11 protein-coding genes are annotated in these 14,387 nt (G+C 64.3%); 7 read left to right on the top strand and 4 right to left on the bottom strand.

Annotated features, from left to right (window positions below):
- Positions 1 to 37: 37 nt before the first annotated feature.
- The 3 genes from G570_RS07710 to G570_RS13715 form a co-directional block, all read right to left on the bottom strand.
- Positions 38 to 1,714 (bottom strand): putative bifunctional diguanylate cyclase/phosphodiesterase, encoded by a 1,677-nt coding sequence (locus tag G570_RS07710; RefSeq protein ID WP_051504169.1) that lies wholly within the window; start codon positions 1,712 to 1,714, stop codon positions 38 to 40.
- A 104-nt stretch (positions 1,715 to 1,818) separates the two neighbouring features.
- Complete coding sequence (gene parC / locus G570_RS07705; RefSeq protein ID WP_037500873.1) at positions 1,819 to 4,080, bottom strand: DNA topoisomerase IV subunit A; 2,262 nt, start codon at positions 4,078 to 4,080, stop codon at positions 1,819 to 1,821.
- A 134-nt stretch (positions 4,081 to 4,214) separates the two neighbouring features.
- Positions 4,215 to 4,550 (bottom strand): hypothetical protein, encoded by a 336-nt coding sequence (locus G570_RS13715; RefSeq protein ID WP_156930387.1) that lies wholly within the window; start codon positions 4,548 to 4,550, stop codon positions 4,215 to 4,217.
- Positions 4,551 to 4,609: 59 nt separating this feature from the next.
- On the opposite strand from G570_RS13715, the gene G570_RS13410 reads away from it, so the two are divergent.
- Entirely contained in the window at positions 4,610 to 5,881 is a 1,272-nt protein-coding gene (locus G570_RS13410) for a serine/threonine-protein kinase (RefSeq protein ID WP_169731739.1), read from the top strand.
- 268 nt (positions 5,882 to 6,149) lie between these two features.
- The gene (locus G570_RS13205) at positions 6,150 to 6,794 is read left to right on the top strand and encodes a hypothetical protein (RefSeq protein WP_051504167.1); all 645 of its coding nucleotides are present in this window, start codon (positions 6,150 to 6,152) and stop codon (positions 6,792 to 6,794) included.
- A 103-nt stretch (positions 6,795 to 6,897) separates the two neighbouring features.
- Here G570_RS13205 and G570_RS07690 read toward each other — a convergent pair whose 3' ends face one another.
- Positions 6,898 to 7,824 (bottom strand): LysR substrate-binding domain-containing protein, encoded by a 927-nt coding sequence (locus G570_RS07690; RefSeq protein ID WP_037500867.1) that lies wholly within the window; start codon positions 7,822 to 7,824, stop codon positions 6,898 to 6,900.
- 145 nt (positions 7,825 to 7,969) lie between these two features.
- Between G570_RS07690 and G570_RS13710 the strand changes: the two genes are divergently transcribed.
- From G570_RS13710 to G570_RS07670, 5 genes are all read left to right on the top strand, one after another.
- Positions 7,970 to 8,134 (top strand): hypothetical protein, encoded by a 165-nt coding sequence (locus G570_RS13710; protein WP_156930386.1) that lies wholly within the window; start codon positions 7,970 to 7,972, stop codon positions 8,132 to 8,134.
- Positions 8,135 to 8,158: 24 nt separating this feature from the next.
- Positions 8,159 to 8,323: a hypothetical protein gene (locus tag G570_RS13705; RefSeq protein WP_156930385.1), complete on the top strand. Its 165-nt coding sequence runs from the start codon at positions 8,159 to 8,161 to the stop codon at positions 8,321 to 8,323.
- Between the two features lie 179 nt (positions 8,324 to 8,502).
- Complete coding sequence (locus tag G570_RS07680) at positions 8,503 to 11,328, top strand: M16 family metallopeptidase (protein ID WP_037500860.1); 2,826 nt, start codon at positions 8,503 to 8,505, stop codon at positions 11,326 to 11,328.
- 93 nt (positions 11,329 to 11,421) lie between these two features.
- Positions 11,422 to 12,204 carry a phosphoribosylaminoimidazolesuccinocarboxamide synthase gene (purC, locus tag G570_RS07675; RefSeq protein WP_037500857.1) on the top strand — a complete coding sequence of 261 codons (783 nt, stop codon included), beginning with the start codon at positions 11,422 to 11,424 and terminating at the stop codon, positions 12,202 to 12,204.
- Positions 12,205 to 12,213: 9 nt separating this feature from the next.
- Positions 12,214 to 14,382: a primosomal protein N' gene (locus G570_RS07670; RefSeq protein WP_037500847.1), complete on the top strand. Its 2,169-nt coding sequence runs from the start codon at positions 12,214 to 12,216 to the stop codon at positions 14,380 to 14,382.
- Positions 14,383 to 14,387 lie beyond the last annotated feature (5 nt).

Here is a 14,387-nt window from a genome sequence, read left to right as displayed (position 1 = left end):
CAACGGCGGACTTAGCACGCAACCGGGAAATGTCGAGTTAACGCCTGCGGCTTTTCCAATATTCCAACGCCGCATCGGCTTCGAGCGGTTTGGCGAAATAGAAACCCTGTCCCGACGCACAGCCCAGCGCGGCCAGCGTCGTCGCCAGTTCGACCGTTTCGATCCCCTCGGCGGTGGTCGACATGCCCAGCGCATCGGCCAGGCTCAGCACCGCGCGCACGATCGCGACCGAATCCGGGTCGTGCATCATGCCGGTGACGAAACTGCGGTCGATCTTCAGCACGTCGATCGGCAGCCGCTGGAGGTAGGCGAGGCTGGAATAGCCGGTGCCGAAATCGTCCATCGCGACGGTGGTATCGAGGCCCTTCAGCGCTTCGAACACGCGGGTCGCGCGGCCCGGATCCTGGACGATCGAGCTTTCGGTCAGTTCCAGCGTGAAGCGTTCGCCCTTCAGCCCGGCCCCTTTGAGCGCGCTTTCCACCACATCGGCGATATTGTCGCGCGCGACCTGGATCGCGCTGAGGTTCACCCCGACATACAGCGGCAGCGCCTCGCCCGCCCTGGCGTCCCACTGCGCCATCGTCTGCGCTGCCTTGTCCATCGCCCAGCGGCCCAGCTGCAGGATCAGGCCGCTTTCTTCGGCGACGGGGATGAATTCTGTCGGGCTGATTTCGCCGCGATCGTCGTGGGTCCAGCGCGCCAGCGCCTCGAACCCGCTGACCTCGCCGCTCTTCAAATTGATCAGCGGCTGGTAGAACAGCTTGAGCTGGTCCTTTTCGAGCGCGCGGCGCAGCTCGGTCTCGATCGAGAAGCGGCGACGGGCAGCGCTGGCTTCCTTGGCTTCATAGACCTGCGGCTTGCCGACCTGCTTGGCCTGCTTCACCGCGAACTGGGCGTGCCGGAACAATTCTTCGGCCTCGACGCCCGCGCGCATCATTTCGACGCCGATCGCGCATTCGACCTTGATCTCCAGCTCGCTCAGCCGGAACGGCGCGCTCATCACCTGCTGGATTCGTTCGGCCGCCGCCAGTGCATCCTCGACCCCGCGCTTCAGCGTGACCAGGATACCGAACTCATTGCCCCCCGTGCGCGCCAGCACATCGCCGGTGCGCAGCGCGCTCATCAGCCGCCGGGCGAAGGTAATCAGCAGTTCGTCGCCGGCCATGCTGCCCATCGACTCGTTGATGCGCGAGAAGCGCAGCAGGTCGACCACCAGCACCGCATATTGCGCCTCGCGCGGCGTTTCTTCGGCCTTGGCCTCGACCATCTCGGTAAAGCTAAGGCGATTGGGCAGGCCGGTCAGGCTGTCACGCAGCATTTCGGCACGCAGCGTCTTTTCCTGCTGCACTTCGACCGTGCGGTCGACCATGCTCATCAGGCAGCGCGGCTCGCCGTTCGAATCCGGTCCCAGCGGCGCCAGTTTCAGCTTGAAGTGGCGGCTGCCCACCCCGTCATCCTCGACCCAGTCGCATTCGTCGGGCGATGCGACCGGATCGCGCAGATAGGCTTCGACGAAGGCCCCGCCGCCGCCGTTGCGCAAATTGTTGTGGATCAGCTTGCGGCGGCTTTCTTCCGACCCATCGGCGCCGGCGATTTTCAGGAACTGGGCGTTGACCGCGTGGCCCCACAGCTTGTCGTCCTTCAATCCAAAGATGCAGGCGGCGATCGGCAGGGCGTCGAGCAAAGCGGTAGCGTCCGCGAAATCGCGGTTCATTGGAGAACCGATCTGGGCCGCATAGCTCGCGCCTCGGGGCGCGGCCGAGCGGTGCGCGGCAGCCGTCATGTGTCCCGAGTTAAACGGGAGAGGTTAATTATCCGTCACGATTGCGCGTTAACGGACGCGTCCGGGACCGCTTCGAACCGGTTGCTCCTCGGAAAGCCATTGGGCGCAATTCGCCCGCTCGCGCCCCTGATCGCGCGCCACGGCGTTAAATCGGTCTCGGAGCGAATCCGCCCGCTCTCCCCGCCCAGCGGCCAGCTGATCCCGTCGGCCAGCACGAACGCCATCGCATCGCTGAGGCCGCCGTCGCGGTACCGCTGCAACTGCACGCCCGACCCGCGGCCCAGCTCGGGCAGCTCGTCCAGCTTGAACACCAGCATCTTGCGGTTCTCGCCGATGACCGCGATCGAATCCGCCCCCGCCGGCACGGCCTTCAGCAACGCCACCTTCGCCTTGTCGCGCAGGTTCATCAGCTGCTTGCCCTTGCGCGTCTCGGCCATCACCGCCTCGCCGCTGGTCACGAACCCGCGCCCGTCGGTCGACGCCACCAGCAGCCGCATCTCCGGCCGCACCACAACCATCGCGACGATCTCCGCCTCGGCCTCCAGGTCGATGGTCAGCCGAACCGGCTCCCCGAACCCGCGCCCGCCCGGCAGCTTGTCGCCGCCCAGCGTGAACACCCGCCCATTGTCCCCGGCGATGAGGATGCGGTCGGTGGTCTGCGCATGGATCGGCTCGCCCCACAGCTCGTCGCCCTCGCGGAACTTGAGGCTCGCATATTCCGACTTCGCCACATGCCCCTTCATCGCGCGGATCCAGCCGCGCTGCGACAGGATGACGGTGATCGGCTCCTTCTCGATCATCGCGCTCCAGTCGAGCTCCTTGGGCGCCCCCACCTCGACCAGCAAAGTCCGCCGCTCGTCGCTGGCATAGGCTTCCTTCAGCGCCGCCAGGTCGCGCTTCAGCCGCGTCCGCTGCCGCGCCGGGCTCTCGACCAGCGCCGCCAGCCCCTCGCGCTCCTTGACCAGCGCGTCGCGCTCCTTGCCGATCTCCATCTCTTCCAGCCGCCGCAAGGACCGCAGCCGCATGTTGAGGATCGCCTCCGCCTGCCGGTCGGTGAGCGTAAACTCCGCGATCATCACCGGCTTGGGCTCGTCCTCGGTGCGGATGATCTCGATCACCCGGTCGAGGTTGAGGAACGCCTTCAGCATCCCCTCGAGGATCTCCAGCCGGTCGTCGATCTTCCCGATCCGCGTCGTCGACCGGCGCACCAGCACCTCGATCTGGTGCTCCAGCCACGCCAGCAGCGCCTGCTTCAGGCTCATCACGCCGGGCGTCCGCGTCTTGTCGAGCACGTTGAGGTTGAGCGGGAAGCGCACCTCCAGCTCGGTCAGCTTGTAGAGGCTCTCCTCCAGCAATTCCGCGTCCACCGTCCTGCTGCGCGGCTCCAGCACGATCCGCACATCCTCCGCGCTCTCGTCGCGAACATCGGCGAGGATCGGCAGCTTCTTGTTGGCGATCAGCTCGGCGATCTGCTCGATCAGCTTGCCCTTCTGCACACCATAGGGGATTTCGGTGACGACCAGCGTCCAGCCCCCGCCCTTCTCGCCGACCTTCTCCATGCTCGCGCGGATGCGGAAAGACCCGCGCCCGGTCGCATAGGCCTCCGCGATTGCGCTCCTGCTATCGACCAGCCGCCCGCCGGTGGGAAAGTCCGGCCCCTGGACGAAGTCCATCAGCGCCCGGTCCTCGGCATGCGGATTGTCAATGAGGTGCGTCGCCGCCTCGATCAGCTCGCCGACGTTGTGCGGCGGAATGCTGGTCGCCATCCCCACCGCGATCCCGCTCGCGCCATTGGCCAGCAGGTTGGGGAACAGCCCCGGGAACACCTCGGGCTCTTCTTCCTCGCCGTTATAGGTCGGCTTGTAATCGACCGTCCCTTCGTCGAGCCCGCTCATCAGCCGCATCGCCGTCGCGGTCAGCCGCGCCTCGGTATAGCGGTAGGCGGCGGCATTATCCCCGTCGATGTTGCCGAAATTGCCCTGCCCGTCGACCAGCGGATAACGCTGCGCAAAGGCCTGCGCGAGCCGCACCATCGCGTCATAGACCGACTGGTCGCCATGCGGATGATATTTGCCGATGACATCGCCAACCACGCGGGCGGATTTCTTGTAGGCCCCCGCAGGATCGAGCTTCAGCGACCGCATCGCCCACAGCAGGCGGCGATGCACCGGCTTCAACCCGTCGCGAACGTCCGGGAGCGACCGCGCCGTGATCGTCGACAGCGCGTAGACGAGGTAGCGGTTGCTGAGTTCGGCGTCGAAGGGCGAATCAATTACGGAGAGGTCTGAGGAGTCCATGTGGTGGGGTTAGCAACCCGCCACCGTCATTGCGAGCGTAGCGCGGCAATCCATCAGCCCATATCGTCATTCCCGCGAAAGCGGGAACCCAGCAAAAATTTCCGCTCACCCTGAGCCTGTCGAAGGGTGGATTTTCACCGTGCGAACACAGCGCCTGCCAAGGCCGCCGCCAAATTGGCCCACGCGTAAATGAAGGCCGCGCGGCGGGCCGAAGGCGCATAGCCCTTTCCCAGCAGGAACCACACGAACAGCGGCCAGCAGGCGATGATCGCAGTGGCTAGGAGGGGTGAGAGGGGGCGGTGGGGCGATTTATAGGTCGGAGAGTTTGCCAGCGTGACTGGATAACTTGCGGAGTTCCGTAGATGGTTCTGAGGTCGGTGGAATTCATGCTTCATCGCCACCGCCTCTGTCTCGCGTGCAAAAGCAGGAATCCTGCGAGATTGGAAATCAAGATTGATCTCTGCTTTCAAAATACTTGCAAGATGACATGTTCTTACTCACTTCAATACATCACAAAACGAGGCAAACAATGAGTACCTCGACATTCGCCGACGTATCTGACTGGAAAGAAGAATGGGCTATCTCGCTGCAGCTGAAAGCTGGCGGCCAAGGATTCGGCTACATCGTATCAAATCGATCAAATTCGTCGACCGCGTTCCTTAAAGTCTTAAAAGACCAAAAAACGGCCGAGAGACGGCGGCGGTTTTATCGCGAAGCAGCCTCTTACGACTCCCTTTCTTCACCAGGCATTCCACGCCTAATCCTATCCAATGCGCATCTCCACGAAGATAGGTCCGTGAAATTGTTTATAATTACCGAATTTGTCGAAGGGACGAATTTATCGGAGTTAGAAAATATTCCGATTCCGACAGTGGAAGCGGTCAATATTGTTTTTCAATTACTCGAGACGATCTCCTACCTGCATTCAAACGGAATTGTTCATCGAGATATCAAGCCTGACAACATCGTTCTTAACGAACGAGAGCAGCGCCCTACTATTTTGGACCTCGGACTCGCATTCAAGAGCGATGATGACACTCACAACACCGAAACAGGGCAGGAGCTAGGTAATCGCTTTCTAAGACTTCCAGAGTTGGGAGCGGGAAGTCGGGCGAAGCAAGACCCTGCTAGTGATGTCACATTTGCTGCAGGCGTTCTGTACTACCTGATCACTGGTTTATACCCCTATACTCTACGCGACGAAAGCGGACGACTTCCGCATCAGCGCGATGACGCAAAGGGGTTTTTTGATTGGGATAGGCGAGACGACAGGTTGATATTAGGAATATTCGATCGAGCCTTTTCGTACGAGATGGCCAATCGTTTTTCTAGCTCTGAGGAACTTATTGACGAGTTGAGCAAGCTCGGATCAATGATTGAAGACGAGGATTTCGAAATCGAGGGGTTCATGAGTACTTTTCAATCTCCTCAATCTATGATCGATAATGACAAGTTAAATGCGATGCAGATTGCAATGAATTCCATTTCTTCAATTAATAGTCAGCTTGCTGTTAAATTATCTCCGAGATTTGTTAACCAACAAGCAAATGCTGGTAGGAAAGTTGGAGTTCTTACAAATGAGTTGGGTTTCGCATATTCTTTAGATTATACGGTCTCCCGTAGAGCGAAAATTCGTGTCGAAATCATTGGTATCGAACTTGTAGCAAGTTTCGATGAACAATATTTGTACCGATCCGACTACACATCAATTGACAGTGCCGCAATTGAGATGGCTTTCAAGAAGGAGTTCCTCAAAATGGCGATGCAATTTGATCGTGAACTGAAGGCGGCGGGACACTGAGCCATTCCGCAAGCCGTTCGCAGCGTAGTATCGATGATTTGCGGTTAAATCTGAGATCGTTCCGCTTGCGTGGCCGATTATCATTGAGGACCCTGGAGAAGGCCGTCACGGAGTAAATCCGTGACGTCGATCCTGTCCGCCAGATGGCGGCAGGTCGGCCGGCACTCAATGTCTCTCGGCCAAACTCCCGATTGCTCGCGCAATCGCTCCTTTGCCCTCGGCATTTCGTGCTGTCCTACACCCCCCTCGTTCCGGCATATCATGGTCGATGGAAGACGACCTCCCTCCGCCATACCGCCACCCCCTCTGGATCGATGAAAATCGCGAGCCGCTGGAGATGCTGTTCGACGCCGAAGGCTTTCCGGTCATCCTGTTCGATCCCGTTCCCCTGCTCCGCCGCCGCCGCAAGGGGTGGGATGAAAACCGGCAGCGGGCGTTTATCGCCATGCTCGCCCGCGTCCCCTCGCCCACCCGTGCCGCGAAGATGGTGGGGATGAGCGCGCGCTCGGCCTATGCCCTGCTCGACAAGCCGGGGGCGGAAAGCTTCGCCAAGGCGTGGGACATGGCCATCGACCATGGCATGTGGAACCTGCGCGGCACCTCGATCGCGCGCAGCCTGGAGGGCGGCGATTATGTGCCGGTGTTCCGCAAGGGGCGGCTGGTGCGGGTCGACTATCGCCCCAACGACCGTCTCGCCATCGCCCTCCTCTCCGGCCGCGCGGGCGACAACCACGAACTGCGCCGCGCCGCCCAGTCGCGCTGGCGGCGCAAGCAGGAATGGAGCGCGCAGGACGCCGAGCGCGCCGCCATCGCCGCCGAGCGGGAGGCGCAGCGCCAGGCCTATGTGAAGGAATGCGAAGACTTCATCGCGAAGAACGCCAAACCCCGCCTCCCCCGCATCCGCACGCTCTAGCTTAAGTTCACGCAAAACCCCCAAAAAGGCCACTTTCGTGAGCCGATAGTGAACTTACCACGCGCAGAATGTCCGGGGGACATTCGAGCATGGTAAGGCGGCGCTATCCACGCGGACCCTGGTGCACCTCGGCGCCCTTCGCGATCTCGCGGAGCAGCCACTCCCGAAACCGCCGGATCTTCGGCACCGACTTCCGCGCCGGCGGCATCGCCAGCCAGTAACCGAAATTGCCCTCGGTGGTCAGCGGGAAGGGTTGGACCAGCTTGCCTTCGGCCAGGTCGTTGCGCCAGAAATAGGGGGTCAGCATCACGAACCCCTGCCCCGACATCGCCGCATTGGCCTCGTCAGCCTGGCTGTCCAGCCGAAGGCCGCCGCGCTTGGGCCGCCCCTCGCTCGCCACGCCCGCGGCGCACAGCCAATTGTCCCACCAATCGTCCTGCGGGCTCAGCATCGGCAGGGTCGGCAGGTCGGCAGGCTCGACCTTGCGCCCCAGCTGCGCTTCGACTCTGGCGAGGAAGCCCGGGCTGCACATCGGGGTATAATCGATCGGCAGCAGCCGCTCCGCCTCCAGCCCGTCCCACTGCCCCTGCCCCGCGCGGATCGCGATGTCCGCTTCGCCCGCATTGAGGTCGGCCAGCTTGCCGTCGGTCACCAGCCGCACGCCAAGGTCGGGATGGTCGAGCTGGAACGCGCCCAGCCGCCACACCAGCCACGCATTGGCGAAGGTCCGCGTGGTGGCGATGGTCAGCAGCGCCTCATCCTCCTCGCGCTGGCTCGCAAACGCCGCCTCGATCGTGTCGAACGCCTGCGTCAGGCCGGGCAGCAGCTTGGCGCCCAGCGGGGTCAGCACCGCCCGCCCCCGTTCGCGCAGGAACAGCGGCGCTTTCAGCCGCTCTTCCAATAACTTCACCTGATACGACACCGCCGCCTGCGTCATTCCCAGCTCGTTCGCCGCCGCGGTAAAATTCTCCAGCCGCGCTGCCGCCTCGAACACACGGACCGCGGCAAGGGGGGGCATCTTTCGGGTCATCCCGACATCATAAGTCCAACTTATGGATCATGTCCATCATTCCATTGGCCGTGACGGCTGCGAAACCATAAATGGGGATCAGCGCCGGCGGTGCCCTCTCCCCATCAAGCCCGCCGCCGGCGCTATCGCAAAAAAGGAGGACGTCATGCGTGATGAGATGTTCGATCGCGACTACCAGGCTGGCCGCGCGGAACTGAACAAGGCGATCGCCGCCTTCGGGTCGACGATCATGTCGGGTTTCGCCGCGCTCCACGACATCCAGTTTCGTGCGCCCTGGACCATCAACCGCCGCCATCCGCGCGGCCTGTGAACCCTCGAGGAAAGGAGGAAGACCATGATGCATCCCGTGAACCACAACCGCCCCGACAGCTTCTCGCTCGGCCTCAGGCTGATCGGCGAAGCGCTGATCGACGGGCTTCGCGGCCTCGGCGCGCGGTCGGTCGATACGCCGTGGAGCCGCGCCCGTGCCGAACGCATGGCGGATTGCGGCCATTGCTGACCCGCCCGACGGACGAAAGCGGCAGCGCCGACTTGCCCCGCGTTGCCGCTTCCCCGCCTGCCTCCCTGACCGTCAAGCCGCCGTTGGTCGAAGTGCGAAGGCCGTTCGTCGGCTGCGCATAGTGTAAGGCCCGGCCGGCCTTCACCCCCTCTCGATCCCCAAGGTTGAGAGGTTTCCCAATGGCCCGCGCCCGATCCTGTCGTCACCTGCTGGCCGCCGTCGCGGCGCTTGCCATCGCAATCCCCGCCGCGGCCGAGGCGCAATCGGCCAACGGCTGGGGCATCGCCACCACCGACGTTCCCGCCGATCCGTCGATCAAGCTAGGCCGCCTGCCCAACGGCATGCGCTACGCGATCATGCGCAACGCCACGCCCAAGGGCGCCGCCGTCGTACGCCTTCGCTTCGAATTCGGATCGCTGGCCGAAGCCGAAAACGAGCGCGGCCTCGCCCATTTCATCGAACATATGGCGTTCAACGGCAGCACCCATGTGGCCGAAGGCGACATGGTCAAGATCCTGGAGCGCCAAGGGCTGGCCTTCGGTCCGGACACCAATGCGTCGACCGGTTTCGACAACACGACCTACATGCTCGACCTGCCCGAAGCGGACGCCGCGCGCGTCGACACGGCGCTGTTCCTGCTGCGCGAAACGGCGAGCGAAGTCAGCTTCGCTCCGGCGGCGGTCGATCGCGAGCGCGGCGTTATTCTGGGCGAAAGGCGCAGTCGCGACGGTTTCCAGCTGCGCCAGATCGTCGACCAGCTGGGCTTCATCGCGCCGCAAGCGCCTTACGCCAACCGCCTGCCGATCGGCACCGAAGAGGTGCTGAAGACCGCGCCTGCCGAGCGGATCAAGGCGCTATACCGCCGCTACTACCGGCCGGAGAACGCCACGCTGGTTTTCGTCGGCGACGCCGACCCGGCGGAGATCGAGGCGAAGATCAAGGCAAAGTTCGCCGACTGGAAGGGCGTCGGCCCGGCCGGCGCGCCGCTGCCGTTCGGCAAGGTCGATCATGCTCGCGCCCTGTCGATCGACACCTTCGTCGACCCGGCCGTCCCGACCCGCGCCCAACTCGCGGTCACCCGGCCTTGGGACAACCCCGCCGACACGCAGGCCGATCGTCGCCGCAAGCTGGTGGAAGGAGTAGCCAACGCCATCTTCAGCAAGCGCCTGACGCGGATCGTCAATGCGCCGGCGTCGCCGTTCATTACCGCCTTTTCGTCGAACCAGGACCTTGAGAATGCCGCGTTGGTCAGCAGCCTGGCGATCATCGCCAAGGACGGCGACTGGTCGCAGGCGCTGGCCACGGCCGAACAGGAAATTCGCCGGGCAAAGGAATTCGGCTTCACCCAGGCCGAACTGACCCGCCAGATCGCGGAAGCCGGTACGGCGGTTCGCACGCAGGCCGAACAGGCCAACAGCCGCGAAAGCGCAGCGCTGGCCGACGCCATCCTGAACACGGTCGGCGAGCCCGATTTCGTCACGACGCCGGCATGGCGGCTGGAGAATTTCAACCGGATCGCGCCCACGGTGACGCTGGACGAGGTCAATGCCGCCTTCCGCCGGCTGTGGACGGGCAGCCAGCCGCTGATCCACATCAGCGACAAGGCCACCATCGAACCCGCGACCATCGCCGCGCAGTTCGCCGCCAGCCAGAAGGTCGCGGTGGCAAAACCGGCCGCGGAAAGCGCGCTGGCCTTCGCCTACGACAGTTTCGGGCCTGCCGGCACGGTGGTCGAGGACAAGCGCATTGCCGATCTTGGCATCCGCACCATCCGATTTGCGAACAATGTCCGGTTGAACATCCGCAAGACCGACTTCGAAGCCGGCAAGGTGCGTTACAGCGTCCGGATGGACGGCGGCCTGCTGGCACTGCCCGCCGACAAGCCGGGCCTGGGCTTCGAACTGACCGTCCTGTCGGCGATCGGCGGAACGTCGAAGCATTCGCTGGAAGAATTGCGGACGCTGATGGCCGGCAAGGTGGTCAGCCCGGGCGTCGCGCTGGGCGACGACGCGATCGTGGCGGCAGGCCAGACCACCGCCGCCGACCTTGGCACCCAGTTGAAGGTCAGCGCCGCCTATATGATCGATCCCGGCTTCCGGCCCGAAGCCGCCAGCCAGTGGGCCAACATCGTGCCCGTAATCGACAAGCAGCTGCGGTCGCAGGCGCAAAGCGTGCTCCAGACCAAGGCCAACGCATTGCTGACAAACGACTGGCGGGTCGGCATCCCCGATTCCAGCGTGCTTGCCGCGCGCAACCTTGGCGAGGCCAAGGCCGCGCTGGCACCGATCGTCGCGACCGCGCCGATCGAAATCGGCATCGTCGGCGATATCGACGAGGACAAGGCGTTCGCCGCGGTGGCGCAGAGCTTCGGCGCCCTCCCAGCTCGGGCCGCGGCCGAGCCCGACTATTCGGCTGCACGCAAGCTTTCCTTCCGCGCCGACAAGGCGCCGATCGAACTGACACATGACGGGCCGGCCGACCAGGCCATCTCAGCATCATTTTGGCCGACGACCGACGATCGCAATTATCGCGAGGAAGCGGGGATGAATATGCTGGCGCAGGTGCTGGAGCTGATGCTGACCGACAGCGTCCGCGAAAAGCTGGGCGCGTCCTACGGCGTGTCGGTGACCAGCGCGATGTCCGACGTGTTCGACGGCTATGGCACCTTTTCGGTCGCAACGGTGGTCGCACCCGACCGGATCGGCGAAGTCGAAAAGGCGGTGATCGACGCGGTGAAGCAGCTCCGTGCCAGGCCGGCGGCCGACGACCTGCTGCTGCGCGCCCGCAACCCGCTGCTCGAACAGATCGCCAAGACCGACCGAGAAAATGGAACCTGGATGACATTCGTCGCCCAGGCGCAGAGCGAGGCCGACCGCCTCGACCGCTTCCGCACCCGCAAGCAAGTCTACCAGGCCCTGACGGGCAAGGAACTGCAGGCGCTGGCGGTCAAATATCTGGACCCGGCGAAGGTGCGGCTGGTCCACGTTCGCAGCACCGCCAAGTAACGCCGCCGCCCTGGGCGGCAGTTCGATTGCGATGCGGGGGCGGCTCGCCTATAGCCGCCCCTCATTCGTTTCCGTCACGGAGTCTTCCCCAGCATGTCCCGTCGCCGCCAGATCTACGAAGGCAAGGCCAAGATCCTTTACGAGGGTCCCGAACCCGGCACGCTGATCCAGTATTTCAAGGACGACGCGACCGCGTTTAACGCGCAGAAGCGCGGCACCATCGCGGGCAAGGGCGTGCTCAACAATCGCATCAGCGAATATATCTTCACCTCGCTGCAGACGATCGGCATCCCCACCCACTTCATCCGCCGCATCAACATGCGCGAACAGTTGATCCGCCAGGTCGAGATCGTGCCGATCGAGGTCGTCGTGCGCAACGTCGCGGCCGGATCGCTGTCGAAGCGGCTGGGCATCGAGGAAGGCACGCAACTGCCGCGCACGATCATCGAATATTATTACAAGGACGATGCGCTGGGCGATCCGATGATCGCCGACGAACATATCGCCTGCTTCGGCTGGGCCAGCCAGGACGAGATGAACGACATCGCCGACATGGCGATCCGCGTGAACGACTTCATGTGCGGGCTGTTCGCGGGCATCGGCATCCGCCTGATCGACTTCAAGCTGGAGTTCGGCCGGGTGTGGGAAAACGACTATGCGCGCATCATTCTGGCCGACGAGATCAGCCCCGATGGCTGCCGCCTGTGGGACATGAAGTCGAACGAAAAGCTCGACAAGGATCGCTTCCGCCAGGACCTCGGCAATGTCGAAGGCGCCTACCAGGAAGTCGCCCGCCGTCTCGGCCTGCTGCCGGAAGAAGGCGACGACAATCCGGTGCTCGACCTCGACAGCCACCGCAAGAAGCGCGGCAAGTAAGGGGCGCTAGTGCCCCTACCACGCGCAAGGGTCGTCACGCTTAACGCCGCGCTCGGTCCATTGGACTATCGCGTGCCCGACGGCATGGTCGTCGAACCGGGCAGCGTGGTCGTCGCGCCGCTGGGGCCGCGCCAGCTGCTGGGCGTGGCGTGGGAGGCGGAGCGGCTGCCGTCCGAAGAGGTCGGCGATAATCGCTTGCGGCCGCTCGCCGGGCTGGTGGACGTGCCCCCGGTTGCCGCGCCGCTGCGGCGATTGGCCGAATGGACGGCAGACTATTATCTTTCCCCGCTCGCCGCCGTGCTGCGGATGATCATGCCCTCGTCCTCGGCGCTCGAAGGCGGACGGACGATGATCGAATATCGCGCCACCGGCCTCATCCCGCCGCGCATGACGCCGCAGCGCGAACAGGCGTTGCAGCGGCTGGAAGGGCGGCAGGGCACGGTGCGCGAACTGGCGGATCATGCCGGGGTCAGCGAAGCCGTGATGCGCGGGCTGGTCCATGCCGGGGCGCTGGATCGGATCGAGGTCGATGCCGACCTGCCCTTCCCCCTGCCCGACCCCGAGTTCGCGCCGCCAACCTTGAACGACGAGCAGACCGCCGCGGCCGCCAGCCTGACCGGCGCGATCGGAAAGGGCTTCGACCCGATCCTGCTCGACGGGGTTACCGGTTCGGGCAAGACCGAAGTCTATTTCGAAGCGATCGCCGAGGCGCTGCGGCAGGACCGGCAGGTGCTGGTGATGCTGCCCGAAATCGCGCTGACCGAGCCCTTCCTGTCGCGCTTCACCGCGCGCTTCGGCTGTGAGCCGGTGGCGTGGCACAGCGACCTTCGCTCCTCCCAGCGGCGCCGGGCGTGGCGGGCGATCGTCAGCGGCGAGGCCAAGGTGGTGGTGGGCGCGCGCTCCAGCCTTTTCCTGCCCTACCGCGACCTCGGCCTGATCGTCGTCGACGAGGCGCATGAGACGAGCTTCAAGCAGGAAGAAGGGGTCCAGTATCACGCCCGCGACGTGGCGGTGATGCGCGGCCATTTCGAGGAAATTCCGGTCATCCTCGCGAGCGCGACGCCCGCGATCGAGACCCGCCATATGGTCGACATCGGCCGCTATCGCGAGGTCAAGCTGACCGAGCGGCACGGGGTTGCGGAAATGCCCGAACTGCGCGCCATCGACATGACGCAGGACCCGCCTCCGCGCGGGCGCTGGCTGGCGCCGAGCCTGGTCGCGGAGCTTCAGGCCAATCTGGACGCGGGCGAGCAGTCGCTGCTGTTCCTCAATCGCCGCGGCTTCGCGCCGCTGACGCTGTGCCGAACCTGCGGGCACCGTTTCCAGTGCCCCAACTGCACTGCCTGGATGGTCGAGCACCGGCTGATGCACCGGCTGGCCTGCCACCATTGCGGCCATGTCATGCCGCCGCCTAAGCAATGCCCGGAATGCGGTGACGAGGACAGCCTGGTCGCCTGCGGTCCCGGCGTCGAACGTATCGCCGACGAGGTGGCGGCACTGTTCCCCGAGGCGCGCACCGCTGTGGTGACCAGCGACACCATCTGGTCCCCTGCCCGCGCCGCGGAATTCGTGCGGGCGATGGAGGCGCAGGAGATCGACATCGTCGTCGGCACCCAGCTGATTACCAAGGGCTATCACTTCCCCAACCTGACGCTGGTCGGCGTGGTCGATGCGGACCTTGGCCTGCAGGGCGGCGACCTGCGCGCGGCCGAGCGCAGCTTCCAGCAGATCCAGCAGGTCGCGGGGCGCGCCGGGCGCGGCGACAAGCCGGGCCGTGTGCTGGTCCAGACCCATGACCCGTCGGCGCCGGTGATTGAGGCGCTGGTGTCGGGCGATGCGCCGGGCTTCTACGCCGCGGAGACGGAAGCGCGGCGCGAAGCGGCGATGCCGCCGTTCGGTCGGCTGGCGGCGATCATCGTATCGGCCGAGGACAAGGCGGAGGCCGAAGGCGTCGCCAAGCGCATCGGCAACGCCGCACCGAAGATCGACGGCATGGCGGTCTTCGGGCCCGCCCCCGCCCCGCTCGCCATGCTGCGCGGCCGCCATCGCCAGCGCCTGCTGGTCCATGCCGAGCGCAAACTGGACGTTCAGGACGTCATCCGCGACTGGCTGGGGAAGTTGGAATGGAGCCACAAGGTGCGTGTCGCGGTCGACGTCGACCCCTATAGTTTCGTTTAGCCTTC

The organism is Sphingomonas jaspsi DSM 18422, assembly GCF_000585415.1.
Classification (GTDB): domain Bacteria; phylum Pseudomonadota; class Alphaproteobacteria; order Sphingomonadales; family Sphingomonadaceae; genus Sphingomicrobium; species Sphingomicrobium jaspsi.
The sequence above is the reverse complement of the archived record's forward strand: the minus strand, read 5'-3'. Positions and strand labels throughout refer to the sequence as shown.

Excerpts from the sequence above, each read along its gene's own strand:
- G570_RS07710 (WP_051504169.1), bottom strand. The coding sequence starts at position 1,714 with ATGAACCGCGATTTCGCGGACGCTACCGCTTTGCTCGACGCCCTGCCG.
- parC (WP_037500873.1), bottom strand. The coding sequence starts at position 4,080 with ATGGACTCCTCAGACCTCTCCGTAATTGATTCGCCCTTCGACGCCGAA.
- G570_RS13410 (WP_169731739.1), top strand. The coding sequence starts at position 4,610 with ATGAGTACCTCGACATTCGCCGACGTATCTGACTGGAAAGAAGAATGG.
- G570_RS13205 (WP_051504167.1), top strand. The coding sequence starts at position 6,150 with ATGGAAGACGACCTCCCTCCGCCATACCGCCACCCCCTCTGGATCGAT.
- G570_RS07690 (WP_037500867.1), bottom strand. The coding sequence starts at position 7,824 with ATGACCCGAAAGATGCCCCCCCTTGCCGCGGTCCGTGTGTTCGAGGCG.
- G570_RS13710 (WP_156930386.1), top strand. The coding sequence starts at position 7,970 with ATGCGTGATGAGATGTTCGATCGCGACTACCAGGCTGGCCGCGCGGAA.
- G570_RS13705 (WP_156930385.1), top strand. The coding sequence starts at position 8,159 with ATGATGCATCCCGTGAACCACAACCGCCCCGACAGCTTCTCGCTCGGC.
- G570_RS07680 (WP_037500860.1), top strand. The coding sequence starts at position 8,503 with ATGGCCCGCGCCCGATCCTGTCGTCACCTGCTGGCCGCCGTCGCGGCG.
- purC (WP_037500857.1), top strand. The coding sequence starts at position 11,422 with ATGTCCCGTCGCCGCCAGATCTACGAAGGCAAGGCCAAGATCCTTTAC.